The following is a 13,890-nucleotide window of genomic DNA, read 5'->3' as shown; positions in this document are numbered from 1 at the left end:
GGCCGCTACAGCTTCTCGATGACGTGGTCGACGCAGCGGGTCAGCGCCTCGACGTCCGCCGGGTCGATCGCCGGGAACATGGCGACGCGCAGCTGGTTGCGGCCCAGCTTGCGGTAGGGCTCGGTGTCGACGATCCCGTTGGCGCGCAGCGCCTTGGCGACGGCCGCGGCGTCCACCTCGTCCGCGAAGTCGATCGTGCCGATGACCTGCGAGCGCTTGGCCGGGTCGGCGACGAACGGGGAGGCGTACTTGGACTCCTCCGCCCAGGAGTACAGGCGCGACGAGGAGTCCTTGGTGCGGGCCGCGGACCACTCCAGGCCGCCCTGGCCGTTGATCCACTTGAGCTGCTCGTTGAGCAGGAAGAGCGTGGCCAGCGCCGGGGTGTTGTACGTCTGGTTCTTGCGGGAGTTGTCGATCGCCGTGGGCAGGCTGAAGAACTCCGGGATGTGGCGGCCCGACGCGTGCACGCGCTCGGCGCGCTCGATCGCGGCCGGGGAGAACACGCCGATCCACAGGCCGCCGTCGGAGGCGAAGGACTTCTGCGGGGCGAAGTAGTAGACGTCCGTCTCGGAGACGTCCACCGGCAGGCCGCCGGCGCCCGAGGTGGCGTCGACCAGCACGAGGGCGCCCTCGTCGGCCCCGGCCACGCGCCGGATCGGCATGGCGACGCCGGTCGAGGTCTCGTTGTGGGTGAACGCGTACACGTCCACGCCCGCCTCGGCGTGCGCCTCCGGGTGGGTGCCCGGGTCGGAGGCGGCCACGGAGGGGTCGGCCAGCCAGGGGGCGAGCTTCGCGGCCTTGGCGAACTTGGAGGAGAACTCGCCGAAGGTGAGGTGCTGCGAGCGGTTCTCGATCAGGCCGTGCGTCGCGATGTCCCAGAAGGCGGTGGAGCCGCCGTTGCCGAGGACGACCTCGTAGCCGTCCGGGAGCCGGAACAGGTCGCCGATGCCCGCGCGGACCTCGCCGACGAGGTTCTTGACGGGGGCCTGGCGGTGGGAGGTGCCCAGGAGGGACGTGCCGGTGGCGGCCAGGGCGTCCAGCGCCTCCACCCGCACCTTGGAGGGACCCGCGCCGAATCGACCGTCCGCGGGCTTGATGTCAGCAGGAATCTGGATCTCAGCCACGACGGGAGCGTAGCGCCTCGGCGTAACCGTACGGAGACATGTCCGTCGGATGAGACACGATCCACTGGGCGCGAACCTGTGGAGAACATGTGGACAACTTGTGGACGGGAGAGGGGCGGAGGAGTTTTCCACAGGCTTCTGTCACGGAGGGTGGCGGGGTGCATGCTGTACGTATGACGGATCTGGAGGCGGTGCTGCGCGGCGCGGTCCGGGGCGAGGTCGGTTTCGACGCCGCGTCCCGGGCGCTGACGACCATGGACGCGTCCAACTACCGGCGGGTCCCCCTCGGCGTGGTGGCCCCCCGGGACGCCGACGACGTGGCGGCCGTGCTGGAGGTGTGCCGCGAGCGCGGCGTGCCGGTCGTGGCTCGCGGCGGCGGCACCTCCGTCGCCGGCCAGGCCACGGGCACGGGCGTGGTCCTGGACTTCACCCGGCACATGAACCGGCTGGTCGCGCTCGACCCGGAGGCCCGCACCGCGGTGGTGCAGCCCGGCCTGGTCCTCGACCGGCTCCAGGAGGCCGCGGCCCCGCACGGGCTGCGCTTCGGCCCCGATCCGTCCACCCACGGCCGCTGCACCCTCGGCGGCATGATCGGCAACAACGCGTGCGGCTCCCACTCCGTCGCCTGGGGCACCACCGCGGACAACGTGCGGGAGCTGTCCGTCCTCACCGCGCGCGGCGAGCGGCTGCGTCCCGGCCCCGGGTGGGCCGGGGCGCCCGACGGGCTGCGGGCCCTCGCGGAGGCGGAGCGGGCGCGGCTGCGCACCGGCTTCCCCGATCTGCCCCGCCGCATCTCCGGGTACGCGCTGGACGCGCTGTTGCCCGAGCGGGGCGCCGACGTGGCCTGCTCCCTCTGCGGCTCCGAGGGCACCCTCGCCGTGCTCACCGAGGCGGTCGTCCGGCTGGTCGGGGCGCCCCGCGCGCGGGCCCTGGCCGTCCTCGGTCACGCCGACGAGGCCGGGGCGGCGGAGGCGGCGGCCGGGCTGCTGCCGCTCGGCCCGCTGACCGTGGAGGGCATGGCCGCCGACCTCGTGCCCGACCCGGCCGCCCTGCCCCGCGGCGGCGCCTGGCTGTTCGTGGAGACGGGCGGGGAGACACCCGCCGAGGCCCGGACCCGCGCCGAGGCGGTCGTCCGGGCCGCCGACGTCCTCGACGCCCGTGTCGTCACCGACCCCGCCGAGCAGCGGGCGCTCTGGCGGATCCGCGAGGACGCCGGCGGCACGGCGACCCGGATGCCCGACGGATCGGAGGCCTGGCCCGGCTGGGAGGACTGCGCGGTGCCCCCGGCCCGGCTCGGCGGCTACCTGCGGGAGTTCCGGGACCTGCTCACCGCCCACGGGCTGCGCGGCACGCCGTACGGGCACTTCGGGGAGGGCTGCGTCCACGTCCGTATCGACTTCGACCTGCTGACCCCGGCCGGCGTCGCCCGCTTCCGGCGCTTCTCCGAGGAGCTGGCCGGGCTCGTCGTCGCCCACGGCGGCTCCCTCTCCGGCGAACACGGGGACGGCCGGGCCCGCGCCGAGCTGCTGCCCCGCATGTACGGCGCGGGGACGGTCGCCGTGTTCGAGCGCGCCAAGGCGGTCTGGGATCCGGACGACCTGCTCAACCCCGGCATGCTGGTGCGCCCCGGCCCCCTCGACGCCGACCTCCGCTTCGCCGTCCTGCCCGGCCGCCCCGTCGACGTGGCCTTCGGCTACCCCGCCGACGGCGGCGACTTCCCGGCCGCCGTGCGCCGCTGCGTCGGCGTCGCCAAGTGCCGTACGGCGACGGCGGAGGGGGCGGCCGTCATGTGCCCGTCGTTCCGGGTGACGGGGGAGGAGGCGCACTCCACCCGGGGGCGGGCCCGGCTGCTGCACGAGATGCTCGCCGGGGAGCTGATCACCGACGGCTGGCGCTCACCGGAGGTCCGGGACGCGCTCGACCTGTGCCTGTCCTGCAAGGGCTGCCGTTCGGACTGCCCGGTCGGCGTCGACATGGCCACCTACAAGGCCGAGTTCCTGCACCACCACTACGCGGGCCGCCGCCGCCCCGCCGCCCACTACGCCCTGGGGTGGCTGCCGGTGTGGCTGCGCTGGGCCGCCCGCACCCGCACGGCGGGGCTCCTCGGCGCGCTCGCGCGGGTACGGCCGACGGCGGCGGTGGCGAAGCGGCTGGCCGGCATCGCGGCGGAACGGGACCTGCCCGCCCCGGCGGCGGAGCCGTTCAGCCGCTGGTGGCGGAGGAGGGGCGGCCCCCTCGGCGGGGCGGGGTGGTCGGGGGGCGCGCGGCCGGCGGACACGGGACCGGTCTGCTCCGGGCCGGTGGACGCCGGATCGACCGGCACCGGGCCGGTCGGCTCCGGGCCGGCGGGCGTCGGATCAGCGACCGTCGGATCGGTCGGCACCGGATCGGTCGGCGCCGGGCCGGCGGCCGTCGGCCCGGTCGGCTCCGGGCCGGTCGGCACCGCGCCGGTCGGCGGCGGGGAGCTGGTCGTGCTGTGGCCCGACACGTTCACCGAGTACCTGTCGCCGTCCGTGGGCCGGGCGGCCGTCCGGGTGCTGGAGGCGGCGGGGCTGCGGGTGGTGCTGCCGCCGACCCTGCGGACCCGCGGCCGGGCCCTCGGCGACGGCGGCGGGCCGGGGACCGCCGCCGCCCTGCTGGCGGCGCGCCGGGGCCGGGTGTGCTGCGGACTGACGTACGTCTCCACCGGCCAGCTCGACCGTGCCCGCGCGGTGCTCCGGCGCACCCTCGACCTGATGGCGCCGGTCCTGGAGACGCCCGCCCCGGTCGTCGTCCTCGAACCGAGCTGCGCCGCGTCGCTCCGCACCGACCTGCCCGAGCTGCTGCACGACGACCCCCGGGCCGCCCGGCTCGCCGCCCGGGTCCTCACCTTCGCGGAGGCGCTGGAGCGCCACGCGCCGCACTGGAGACCCCCGGTGCTCGACCGCCCGGCGGTCGGCCAGACCCACTGCCACCAGCACGCGGTCCTCGGCGACGGCCCCGAGCGTGCCCTGCGCGCCGCCGCCGGTCTCACCGGCGAGCTGTCCGGCGGCTGCTGCGGCCTCGCGGGCAACTTCGGCTTCGAGGACGGCCACTACGCGGTGTCCGCCGCCTGCGCCGAGGAACTGCTGCTCCCGGCGGTGCGGCGGGCCCCGGACGGCGCGGTGGTCCTGGCGGACGGCTACTCCTGCCGGATCCAGTTGGAACAACTGGGCGGGGTCCGGGGCCGCCACCTGGCCGAGGTCCTGGCGGACGCGCTGGAGGAGGGGAGCGGCGGAGCGTGACCGGGGGCGGGCGGCTCCGGGGCGGCCGGACGACCACTCCCCGGTGGGCCGCTCCGGGGCGACCGGACGACCACCGGGGTGCCGGTCGCGGGCCCGCCTGGTTCGGGCCGGTGGCCGAGCGGTCCGGCCGAGCGGCTCGGGCTGCCGAGCGGTTCGGGCGGGCTGACCGGTCCGGCCGACCGGTCCGGGCTGTCCACCGATTCGGGTCGGCTGACCGATTCGGGTCGGCTGACCGGTTGGGGCTGCCCACCGGTCAGGGGCGGCGACCGGTCCCGGCCGACTCGGTGTGGGTCGGCCGGCCCATGCCGTCCGGGTCACCGGTCTCTCGGCCACGGGTTCGGTCCGGCCCGCCTGTCCCGGCGGCCCGCCTCCCCGGGCGGTGGGTCGGCCGACCGGTTCGGGCTGCCCACCTGTCAGGTCCGGCCCCCCGGACGGCCAGCCCCCGGCCGAGACCCCGGTGTGGGGCCGGTCGGCCCATGCGGTCCGGAGCACCCGTCCCTCGGCCACCGTTTCGGTCCGGCCCACCGCCCCGAGTGGGCCCTGGAGCCCGCCTTCCCGGGCGGTTCCGGCGCGCCGGTGGGCGTGTCCTACGGCGTGGTCTCGCCGCGGACCAGTGGACGGCAGACCGGCTGGATCCCCTCGGGGAGTTCGTCCGGGCGGCACCAGCGGGCCTCCAGGATCTCGAACGGGTCCAGGCGCAGCTCGCCGCCGAGCAGCCGGGCCTCGTAGGCCACCTCCAGCCGGGTGCGCAGACCGCTGTTGAGGAGGACGAGGGCCCCCGCCTCCACGTCGAGGCCGGTCTCCTCCTTGACCTCGCGGACCAGCGTCCGCCGGAAGTCCTCGCCCTTGCGGGCGAAGCCGCTCGGCAGCCCCCACTGGCGGCCCGGCGGCCACATCCGGTGCCGCAGCAGCCGGACCCGCCCCTCGCCGTCGCGGACCACACCGGTGACGCCGACCACGAACTTCGCGTTCAGGCACCACATGATCCGGCTCTGCAACGGGCGCAGCGCGCGCCAGACGCGGGCGACGAGTCGTCTCACGGGACCTCCGGGCTCGGGAGCGGGGGCTGTGCGGGCTGTGCGGACGCTACTCCGCGACGCCGCCCGCCGGGCCGTCGGCCCCGCCCGCCGGACATGATCGCGTTGACAGCGGAGTACCCCGGCGACGACAGTTGCATGGCGGGGTGACGTACCTGTACGTACGTACCTGTATGCGTCCACCGCGGTGGACCCCGGCGTACCGGGACATGTACGCGCCGAACCGTGAGAATCCGTCCCTTTCCGGAGACCAAGTGAGCACGCCCAACGCCGCCCCAGGCACCCCGACCGCAGTCGTCGACGGGGCGGTGCCGTCCGGCGGGCCGCAGCCCGCCGCGGGCCGTCGGGGCTCCCTCGGGCCGGTGGGGCTGGTGCTGGCCGGCGGGCTGTCCGTGCAGTTCGGCGCCGCGCTGGCGGTGGGGCTGATGCCGCGGGCCGGAGCGCTGGGCGTGGTGACGCTGCGCCTGGCCGTGGCGGCGGTCGTGATGCTGCTGGTGTGCCGGCCCCGGCTGCGCGGCCACTCCCGCGCCGACTGGGGCACGGTCGTCGTCTTCGGCGTCGCCATGGCCGCCATGAACGGCCTCTTCTACCAGGCGGCCGCCCGCATCCCGCTCGGCCCCGCCGTGACGCTGGAGGTGCTGGGCCCGCTGGCGCTGTCCGTCTTCGCCTCCCGCCGCGCGCTCAATCTGGTGTGGGCGGCGCTGGCCCTGGCCGGGGTCTTCCTGCTCGGCGGGGGCGGCTTCGACACCCTCGACCCGGTCGGTGCCGCGTTCGCGCTGGCGGCGGGGGCGATGTGGGCGGCGTACATCGTGTTCAGCGCGCGCACCGGCCGCCGCTTCCCGCAGGCGGACGGGCTGGCCCTCGCCATGGGCGTCGGGGCGCTGCTGTTCCTGCCCCTGGGCATCGCGGAGTCGGGGACCAAGCTGATCGAGCCGACGACGCTCGGGCTGGGCGCCGGGGTGGCACTGCTGTCGTCGGTGCTGCCGTACACGCTGGAACTGCTGGCGCTGCGGCGGCTGCCCGCGCCGACCTTCGCCATCCTGATGAGCCTGGAGCCCGCCATCGCCGCGACCGCGGGCTTCCTCATCCTGGACCAGGCGCTCACCGCCACCCAGTCCGCCGCCATCGCCCTGGTCATCGCGGCCAGCATGGGGGCGGTGCGGACCCAGGTGGGACGGCGCCGGAACGCGGCCCCGCCGGAGTAACGCCCCTCGGCCCGATGCCGGGCGCGTCCCGGGCGCGGGAGGCAGTCCGCTCCGGTCCGCCGTCCCGTCCGGCCCGTCCGTCCCGGTCAGGTGCACGGGGCCGGCCGCGCGCGCCGCGAGCACGGGGTCAGGAACCCCGCCCGTCCGCCGCCGCGGCGGCCCGGTCGGCCAGGTCCCCCCACGGGCGCGGGGCGAGGACCGGGACGCCGGCCGCCCGTGCCCGCGCGGCGAGCAGACGGCCGTACAGCACGCTGACGCGGGCGCGGTGGCACTGCGGTCCGGCCTCCGGCTCCCGGTCCAGGTAGTTGGCCGTGACCCGCTCCTCGTCGTCCTCGTGGAGGAAGACCGCGCGGACCGGGCCGCCGGGCACCGTCACCGGGGGCAGGAGGTAGTCGCCCTCCAGGACCACCGGGGTGCCGGTGTCCACGTGGTTGGCCACCACCGCGGCGACCGCGGGGGCCAGCGCCCCGGCGATGGCGAGCTGCTGGGCCGCCACCGACGCGGGCGCCCCGTGGGCGGCCTCCGGGTGGACGCGCCAGTGGTGCACCTCCGGCAGGTGCTCGGGCAGGGTCACCGCGAGGAGGGCCTCCACGATGTCGTCGACCTCCACGAGCGGGACGCCGTACCGCCGGGCCAGCGCCCGGCCGACACCGGTCTTCCCCATCCCCGAGGCGCCCCCGACGACCAGCACCCGCCATCCGGGCGCGGCCCCCGCCCCCTCCGTACCGTTCACCCGGGCAGGGTAACGGCCGTCCGGCGGCGGCCCGGGGGCCGGGGCGTGGGCGGCCCGCCGGGCCCAGGAGCCCGGGACCCCGGGGACGGGACGATGAGCCGGAAGCCGGAAGCCGGAAGCCGGAAGCCGGAAGCCGGAAGCCGGAAGCCGGAAGCGGGAAGCGGGGCCGGGCCGGGCCGGGCCGGTACCGAGCCGGAGCCCGACCCGACCGGAGGCGCACCCGGGGCGGGGACCCGCTGATTCCGGGTCCGCCGGGGCCAGGGGTTCGCCCGGGCCGGGGACCCGCCGGGACCGGGGCCCACCCGGGCCCAAAGCGCCCCCGGGCCAAGGAGCCCGCCAGGCCAGGGCCCCGCCAGGCCGAGGATCCGCCAGGCCAGGGACCGCCAGGCCAGGGATTGCCCGGCCGGAACCCGCCGTCAGGGGCTGAGCCGCTCCACCCGCCAGCCGCCCCCGTCCTCCGCGGCCGTGTAGCACAGCCGGTCGTGGAGGCGGTTCTCGCGGCCCTGCCAGAACTCCACCGTCCGTGGCACCACCCGGAAACCGCCCCAGTGCGGCGGCACCGGGACCTGCTCGCCCTCCGGGTACCGGGCCGCCAGCCCGGCGTAGGCCGCGTCCAGCTCGTCCCGCGAGCCCACCACCGAGGACTGGGCGCTCGCCCACGCGCCGAGCTGCGAGCCGTGCGGCCGGGTCCGGAAGTACGCGGCCGTCTCGTCCCGCCCGGTCCGCCGCGCCGTTCCGCCGACGATCACCTGCCGGGCCATGGGGTGCCAGGGGAAGAGCAGCGAGACGTACGGGTTCGCGTCCAGCTCGCGGCCCTTGCGGGAGCCGTAGTTGGTGTAGAAGACGAAGCCGCGCTCGTCGAAGTGCTTGAGCAGCACCGTGCGCGAGCTGGGGCGGCCCTCGGCGTCGGCGGTCGAGACGACCATGGCGTTCGGTTCGAACAGCCCCCCGTCCGTCGCGGCCTGCTTGAACCAGCGCGCGAACTGCTCGAAGGGCGTGGCGGCCAGCTCGGGCTCGGAGAGCCCCTCGGCCCGGTACTGCTTGCGCATCGAGGCGAGAGCGAGGGGGATGGCATCGCGGTCGGTCACATCGCCATCCTGCCGCATCCCCCGCGCCCCCCGCCGGGAAATGGCACTGAGTGCCGCACCCCCTCCCCATTCGTGGCACTCCGGGATATCGTGCTGGTTCCGGCCCCGCTCGGATGACCGCCTGCCGAACGGGGCATCACAGGGATGACCGCACGACGACGGGACGCGGACGCGAGCCGCACGAACGGCCGCGGACCCTCCGCTCCGGTCCGCCTCACCCGGCGGTCCGAACCGGCCCGGTCGCCCCGCATCACGATCACGAGGAGCCGCCTGATGTCCGATTTCATACCCGGGCTTGAGGGAGTCGTCGCGTTCGAGACGGAGATCGCCGAGCCGGACCGGGAGGGCGGGGCGCTGCGCTACCGCGGCGTCGACATCGAGGACCTGGTCGGACACGTCTCCTTCGGCAACGTCTGGGGCCTGCTCGTCGACGGGGCCTTCGCCCCCGGCCTGCCGCCCGCCGAGCCCTTCCCCCTCCCCGTGCACACCGGTGACGTCCGGGTGGACGTCCAGTCGGCCCTCGCCATGCTCGCCCCCGTCTGGGGCCTGAAACCCCTGCTGGACATCGACGCCGCGCAGGCCCGCGACGACCTGGCCCGCGCCGCGGTCATGGCCCTGTCCTACGTCGCCCAGTCCGCCCGCGGCCAGGGCCTGCCCATGGTGCCGCAGCGGGAGATCGACAAGGCGCACTCGATCACCGAGCGCTTCATGATCCGCTGGCGGGGCGAGCCCGACCCGAAGCACGTCGCCGCCGTGGACGCCTACTGGACCTCCGCCGCCGAGCACGGCATGAACGCCTCCACCTTCACCGCCCGCGTCATCGCCTCCACCGGCGCCGACGTGGCCGCCGCCCTCTCGGGCGCCGTGGGCGCCATGTCCGGGCCGCTGCACGGCGGCGCCCCCTCCCGGGTCCTCGGCATGATCGAGGAGATCGAGCGCACCGGGGACGCCGGGGCGTACGTGCGCCGCGTCCTGGACTCCGGCGAGCGGCTGATGGGCTTCGGCCACCGCGTCTACCGCGCCGAGGACCCCCGTGCCCGCGTCCTGCGCCGCACCGCCCGCGAGCTGGGCGCCCCGCGCTACGAGGTCGCGGAGGCCCTGGAGAAGGCGGCGCTGGAGGAACTGCACAGCCGCCGCCCGGACCGGGTCCTGGCCACCAACGTCGAGTTCTGGGCCGCCATCGTGCTGGACTTCGCCGAGGTGCCGGCGCCCATGTTCACCTCGATGTTCACCTGTGCCCGCACCGCGGGCTGGTCGGCGCACATCCTGGAGCAGAAGCGCACCGGCCGCCTGGTCCGCCCCTCCGCCCGCTACGTGGGGCCGGGCAGCCGCGACCCGCGCGACATCGAGGGGTACGGCGGCATCGCCCGCTGAGCCCGCCGTCCGCTCCGCCGGGAGCCCGGCCGGAGCCCCCGAGGGCCCGGCGGGCCCGCCCGGGACGCGGGCGACCCGCGAGTCGGGTTCCTCCGGGGAGGAGCCGGCCGGACGTACCGGCGACTCGCGGGTCGGGTGACTGCGATGGACTGGCCGGCTGCGCGCTCGCGCACGCTGGTCCGGCACCGCACAGGTGTGGTGACGGGCCGCTAGCCCGCGGCCACCTCTTCCGTCCGGTCGTTGCTCATCTGCCGAACCACCTCCTTTCCGAAGTGGGAGCAACACTAGGAACCGCTCCCCGCCCGTTCAACCGGTTTTTCCGGCGAGCTGTCGTGGATCAAGCATTGAACGCGTGTGTGCTGGTCACCTAGCGTTCGCCGTATGACACGGACACGACGGTGGACGGTATCGAGTGGCTCGGTGTTCGAGGAGCGGATCGGGTACTCGCGGGCCCTGGTCGACGGGGAGCGGGTGTACGTCTCCGGGACGACCGGGTTCGACTACGCGACGATGACCATCCACGACGACGTGGTGGAGCAGACCGAGCAGTGCCTGCGGAACATCACGGAGGCACTGGCCGGGACGGGGTGCACCGTCCTGGACGTGGTGCGGGTGCGCTACATGCTGCCCGTGCGGGAGGACTTCGAGGCGTGCTGGCCCGCGCTGCGCCGGGTGTTCGGCGAGGTGCGGCCGGCGGGCACGATGGCGGTGTGCGGGCTCGCCGACGAGCGGATGCGCATCGAGATCGAGGTGGACGCCCGGCGCGTCCGGCTGACCCCGGGCGACGGGCGCGGGCTGCGGATCGAGGACGTGGGCGGTGACGGGCCCGGCGCGGGAGCCGGGGGCGGGGGCGCCCCGCCGGAGGACTGGCGCGCGGTGCGCGACGCCGTCGCCCGGGCCGCGGCGCCGACGGCCGCCGGCCCGGCGGAGCCGGACGCGCGCGACCTGACGGCCACCGCCTACCTGGGCGGGCTCGCCGTCGGCTGCTCCACCGTACGGCCGCCCGGTGACGGCGGGCCGACGGCGACCGTGACCGCAGGGGTGCTGCCCGCCTTCCGGGGCAGGGGCATCGGGACGGCGCTGTTCGAGGCGGCCCTGGAACGGGCCCGGGAACGGGGCGCCGAGACGGTGCGGACCGAGGTTCCCGCGGCCGACGGGGACGGGCTGCGGTTCGCCCGGGGGTGTGGTTTCGTCGAGCGAAAGCGGTATGTGCCGGACGGCGGGAGTGACGAATGGGTCGAACTGTGGCTGGCACCCCGCGCGTCCTGAGCGCGCCGCCCGCCGGACCGGCGGCGGGTATGGCCCTGACCGGGGTGAATGCCGGGTTTCCGCGGCACAACGATTTCCGCAATCTTCCGGGAAATCCGTGTGTGCTGCATCACGTTCGAGTTGAATGATGTCCAGTGACGCAGCCTGCAGGGGGTCCAGGTGAGTGCTTCCCGGCGTAGTGGTGGGGCCACCGACGAGCTGGGCCCGGACGGGCCGGAGCGGCCCGGCCGGGTCGGCGCCGACCTGCTGGCCGCGCTCCTCGACGGCATGGACGCGGCCCTGTGCGCCTTCGACGCCGAGGGGGTCGTCACACACTGGAACCGCGAGGCGGAGCGCATCCTCGGCTGGAGCGCCGCCGAGGCCGTGGGGCGGCAGGGGTTCGCCGGATGGGCCGTCCGCAGCGCGGACGCCCCCGAGGTCGAGCGGCGGCTGCTCTCCGCGATGCGGGCGCCCGGCCGCCAGGTGCACGAGTTCGCCCTGGTGACCAAGGACGGCGGCCGGGTCCTGGTGCGCACCCAGTCGGCGGCCGTGCGCGGCCCGGACGGGGCGCCCGCGGGGGTGTACTGCGCCTTCAGCGAGGTGCACGCGCAGATCGACCTGGAGCGCTCCATCGCGCTGAGCGAGGCGCTGCTGGAGGGTGCGAGCTGGGGTGTCGTCCTGGTCGACGTCGACCTGCGCCCGGCGGTGGTCAACGCGCACGCGGCCCGCGCGCTGGGCGCCGGGCGCACCTCGGTGCTGGGCCGGCCGCTGGGCGAGCTGCTCTCCCAGGGCGCGGAGGAGCTGGAGAACGCGCTGACGCACGTCCTGGCCGAGGGCGCCCCGCCCGCCCCCGCCGAGATGTGGGTCGGGGTGCGCACCCCGGAGGGCGAACGGCGGCGGTGCTGGCGCAGCGGCTTCGTGCGGCTGGCCTCCCCGCTGGCCGAGGAGCCGGTGCCGCTGGGCGTGGGCTGGCTCTTCCTGGACGTGACGGAGGCGAAGCGGGCCGAGCAGGAGGGCGCGCTGCTGCGGTTCCGGACCAACCAGCTCCACCGGGCGGTGCGGGCGGCGGCCGAGTGCGAGGACCCGGCCGAGGCGGCGACCGTCCACCTGGACTTCGCGCTGGCCGGGTTCGCCGACCACGCGCTGGTCGACCGGGTCGCGGGCGGTCCCCGCCGGGAGCCGGGGGACACCGCGGAGGGCGCCGCCCCGGTCCGGCTGGTGCGGGTCGCGGCCACGCCCTCGGGCGCGCCGGGGCCGAGCGCGCCGGGCGGCGCGGCCGGGCTGCCGGTGCGGTACGCCCCGGGGCACCCGGCGGTGCAGAGCGTGGAGCGGGCCGGACCGGTGCGGGCGAGCGCGGGTCTCGGCGCGGTGCCGGAGGAGCGGGCGAAGGCGTGGGCGGCGACCCGGCAGTGGCCGGACGGCACGGTGCACGCCCTGTGCGCGGTGCTGCGCAGCCGGGGACGCACCCTTGGTGCCGTGACGTTTCTGCGCAGCTCGGGCCGGTCACCCTTCGAGCGCGCCGACGTGACCTACGCGGAGGCGGTGGCCGCCCACATCGCCACCGCCCTCGACCTGGCGGGCGAAACGGCGGAGGGTTAGGGCCTCTCGTTCGGATCATGCCGGGCTCGCGGTCCCTGGCAGCGCGCCTCGCCGCGTTGTCGTCGGTCGCCGGGGCTCCGCCCCGACTCCCTCCTCCGCCTCGCGACGCACGGCGCCGGACCCGCTCCCCGATCCGGGCCTGATCCGAACGAAAGACCCTGGCGGGCCGGAGGCGCCGGCTCCCCGGCCCCTGGCCGGAGGCGCCCGGGGCCGGGGCGGCCGACGGGGTTCCCCGGCGGGGCAGGACGCGGGCTCGGCCGGGCGGGGCGGAGCCTCCGCGGGCGCGCACGTGTGCGCGGAAGCGCGGTCGTGACGCGCGGTCTCCGGCGCGAGGCCGTGACGCGCGGACGTGTGAACGCGCGGGCGGCGGAAAGGGGCGGCGCGGGGCGCGGCCCGGAGTCCCGGCGCCGCCTCCCCGCACCGCCCCTTTCCCGGGCGCGGCGGATCAGTTGTGGTAGAAGATCCGGTCGCCGTACTCCTTCATCACGCGGTTGTTCCAGTCGTGGCCGCCGTCGACGTTGCCGGAGCGCAGGAGCGGGGGCTCGATGCCCCGGTCGGCGAGGACCCCGGCGGCGGTGGCCATCACGGACTGGAGGAGCGCGGTCGTCACGGCGGTCGAGGCGGGGGCGAAGGGCGCGGCGACGGTGTCGAGGCTCAGCTCGGCGTCCCCGACGGCGATCTTGGAGTCCAGGACGAGGTCGCAGTGGTCCTTGAGGAAGGTGCCCGAGGTGTGCCGGGAACTGGTCTCCTCGGCGTAGGCGACCGAGGTCACGCCGATGACCTTGACCCCCTTCGCGCGGGCGTCCACGGCCATCTCGACGGGCAGCGCGTTGCGCCCGGAGAGCGAGATGATCACCAGGACGTCGCCCGCGCGCAGCGGGGAGGTGTCCAGGACGGCGCCGGCCAGTCCGTAGACACGCTCCAGGGCGGAGCCGAGGGTGGCCGGCACGACGTCGACACCGACCGCGCCGGGCACCGCGAGCAGGTTCATCAGGGCCAGCCCGCCGGCCCGGTAGACCACGTCCTGGGCGACGAGGGAGGAGTGGCCCGCTCCGAAGGCGAAGAGGCGCCCGCCGTTCTCGACCGTGTCCGCGATCAGCGTGCCGGCCGCCCCGATGGCCTCGGCCTCCTCGTCGCGGACGCGTCGCAGCAGGTCGATCGCCGCGTCGAGGAACTGGCCGGCCAACTTGCGGTCGCTCATGCGGGGGCCCCTTCGGTG

The 13,890-nt window shown here is 76.3% G+C and carries 10 protein-coding genes; 5 read left to right on the top strand and 5 right to left on the bottom strand.

What is annotated here, in order from left to right:
- Nucleotides 1-5: 5 nt before the first annotated feature.
- Complete coding sequence (serC, locus tag ACZ7LB_RS23065) at nt 6-1,124, bottom strand: phosphoserine transaminase (protein ID WP_471470751.1); 1,119 nt, start codon at nt 1,122-1,124, stop codon at nt 6-8.
- A 173-nt stretch (nt 1,125-1,297) separates the two neighbouring features.
- Here serC and ACZ7LB_RS23060 point away from each other — a divergent pair, with 173 nt between their 5' ends.
- Nucleotides 1,298-4,387 carry an FAD-binding and (Fe-S)-binding domain-containing protein gene (locus tag ACZ7LB_RS23060; RefSeq protein ID WP_471470750.1) on the top strand — a complete coding sequence of 1,030 codons (3,090 nt, stop codon included), beginning with the start codon at nt 1,298-1,300 and terminating at the stop codon, nt 4,385-4,387.
- 587 nt (nt 4,388-4,974) lie between these two features.
- Here ACZ7LB_RS23060 and ACZ7LB_RS23055 read toward each other — a convergent pair.
- Nucleotides 4,975-5,427, bottom strand: a complete 453-nt coding sequence (locus ACZ7LB_RS23055) for an NUDIX domain-containing protein (protein WP_471470748.1) — start codon at nt 5,425-5,427, stop codon at nt 4,975-4,977.
- A 251-nt stretch (nt 5,428-5,678) separates the two neighbouring features.
- Between ACZ7LB_RS23055 and ACZ7LB_RS23050 the strand changes: the two genes are divergently transcribed.
- Nucleotides 5,679-6,629, top strand: a complete 951-nt coding sequence (locus ACZ7LB_RS23050) for an EamA family transporter (RefSeq protein WP_471470747.1) — start codon at nt 5,679-5,681, stop codon at nt 6,627-6,629.
- Between the two features lie 127 nt (nt 6,630-6,756).
- Here the strand turns inward: ACZ7LB_RS23050 and ACZ7LB_RS23045 are convergent, their stop codons facing one another.
- Both ACZ7LB_RS23045 and pdxH read right to left on the bottom strand, forming a co-directional pair.
- On the bottom strand, nt 6,757-7,362 hold the full coding sequence (locus ACZ7LB_RS23045) for a hypothetical protein (protein WP_471470745.1): 606 nt from the start codon (nt 7,360-7,362) through the stop codon (nt 6,757-6,759).
- A gap of 416 nt (nt 7,363-7,778) precedes the next feature.
- A complete protein-coding gene (pdxH, locus tag ACZ7LB_RS23040) occupies nt 7,779-8,468 on the bottom strand; it encodes a pyridoxamine 5'-phosphate oxidase (protein ID WP_471470743.1) in 690 nt (229 codons plus the stop codon).
- A gap of 255 nt (nt 8,469-8,723) precedes the next feature.
- Between pdxH and ACZ7LB_RS23035 the strand changes: the two genes are divergently transcribed.
- The 3 genes from ACZ7LB_RS23035 to ACZ7LB_RS23025 all read left to right on the top strand — a co-directional run bounded on the left by ACZ7LB_RS23035 (nt 8,724) and on the right by ACZ7LB_RS23025 (nt 12,671).
- The gene (locus ACZ7LB_RS23035) at nt 8,724-9,824 is read left to right on the top strand and encodes a citrate synthase 2 (RefSeq protein ID WP_471470742.1); all 1,101 of its coding nucleotides are present in this window, start codon (nt 8,724-8,726) and stop codon (nt 9,822-9,824) included.
- Between the two features lie 381 nt (nt 9,825-10,205).
- Nucleotides 10,206-11,093: a GNAT family N-acetyltransferase gene (locus ACZ7LB_RS23030; protein ID WP_471470741.1), complete on the top strand. Its 888-nt coding sequence runs from the start codon at nt 10,206-10,208 to the stop codon at nt 11,091-11,093.
- A 159-nt stretch (nt 11,094-11,252) separates the two neighbouring features.
- On the top strand, nt 11,253-12,671 hold the full coding sequence (locus tag ACZ7LB_RS23025; RefSeq protein ID WP_471470740.1) for a PAS domain-containing protein: 1,419 nt from the start codon (nt 11,253-11,255) through the stop codon (nt 12,669-12,671).
- 445 nt (nt 12,672-13,116) lie between these two features.
- Here the strand turns inward: ACZ7LB_RS23025 and ACZ7LB_RS23020 are convergent, their stop codons facing one another.
- Nucleotides 13,117-13,872 carry an SIS domain-containing protein gene (locus ACZ7LB_RS23020; protein WP_471470739.1) on the bottom strand — a complete coding sequence of 252 codons (756 nt, stop codon included), beginning with the start codon at nt 13,870-13,872 and terminating at the stop codon, nt 13,117-13,119.
- Nucleotides 13,873-13,890 lie beyond the last annotated feature (18 nt).

The organism is Streptomyces sp. NPDC107521 (assembly GCF_055598485.1).
Note: the sequence above shows the minus strand (reverse complement) of the source record. Positions and strands in the feature narration are given on the sequence as shown.

What these genes read in the sequence shown, in the direction of transcription:
- pdxH (WP_471470743.1), bottom strand. Translation starts at nt 8,468, where the DNA reads ATGCGGCAGGATGGCGATGTGACCGACCGCGATGCCATCCCCCTCGCT.
- ACZ7LB_RS23020 (WP_471470739.1), bottom strand. Translation starts at nt 13,872, where the DNA reads ATGAGCGACCGCAAGTTGGCCGGCCAGTTCCTCGACGCGGCGATCGAC.
- ACZ7LB_RS23035 (WP_471470742.1), top strand. Translation starts at nt 8,724, where the DNA reads ATGTCCGATTTCATACCCGGGCTTGAGGGAGTCGTCGCGTTCGAGACG.
- ACZ7LB_RS23030 (WP_471470741.1), top strand. Translation starts at nt 10,206, where the DNA reads ATGACACGGACACGACGGTGGACGGTATCGAGTGGCTCGGTGTTCGAG.
- ACZ7LB_RS23060 (WP_471470750.1), top strand. Translation starts at nt 1,298, where the DNA reads ATGACGGATCTGGAGGCGGTGCTGCGCGGCGCGGTCCGGGGCGAGGTC.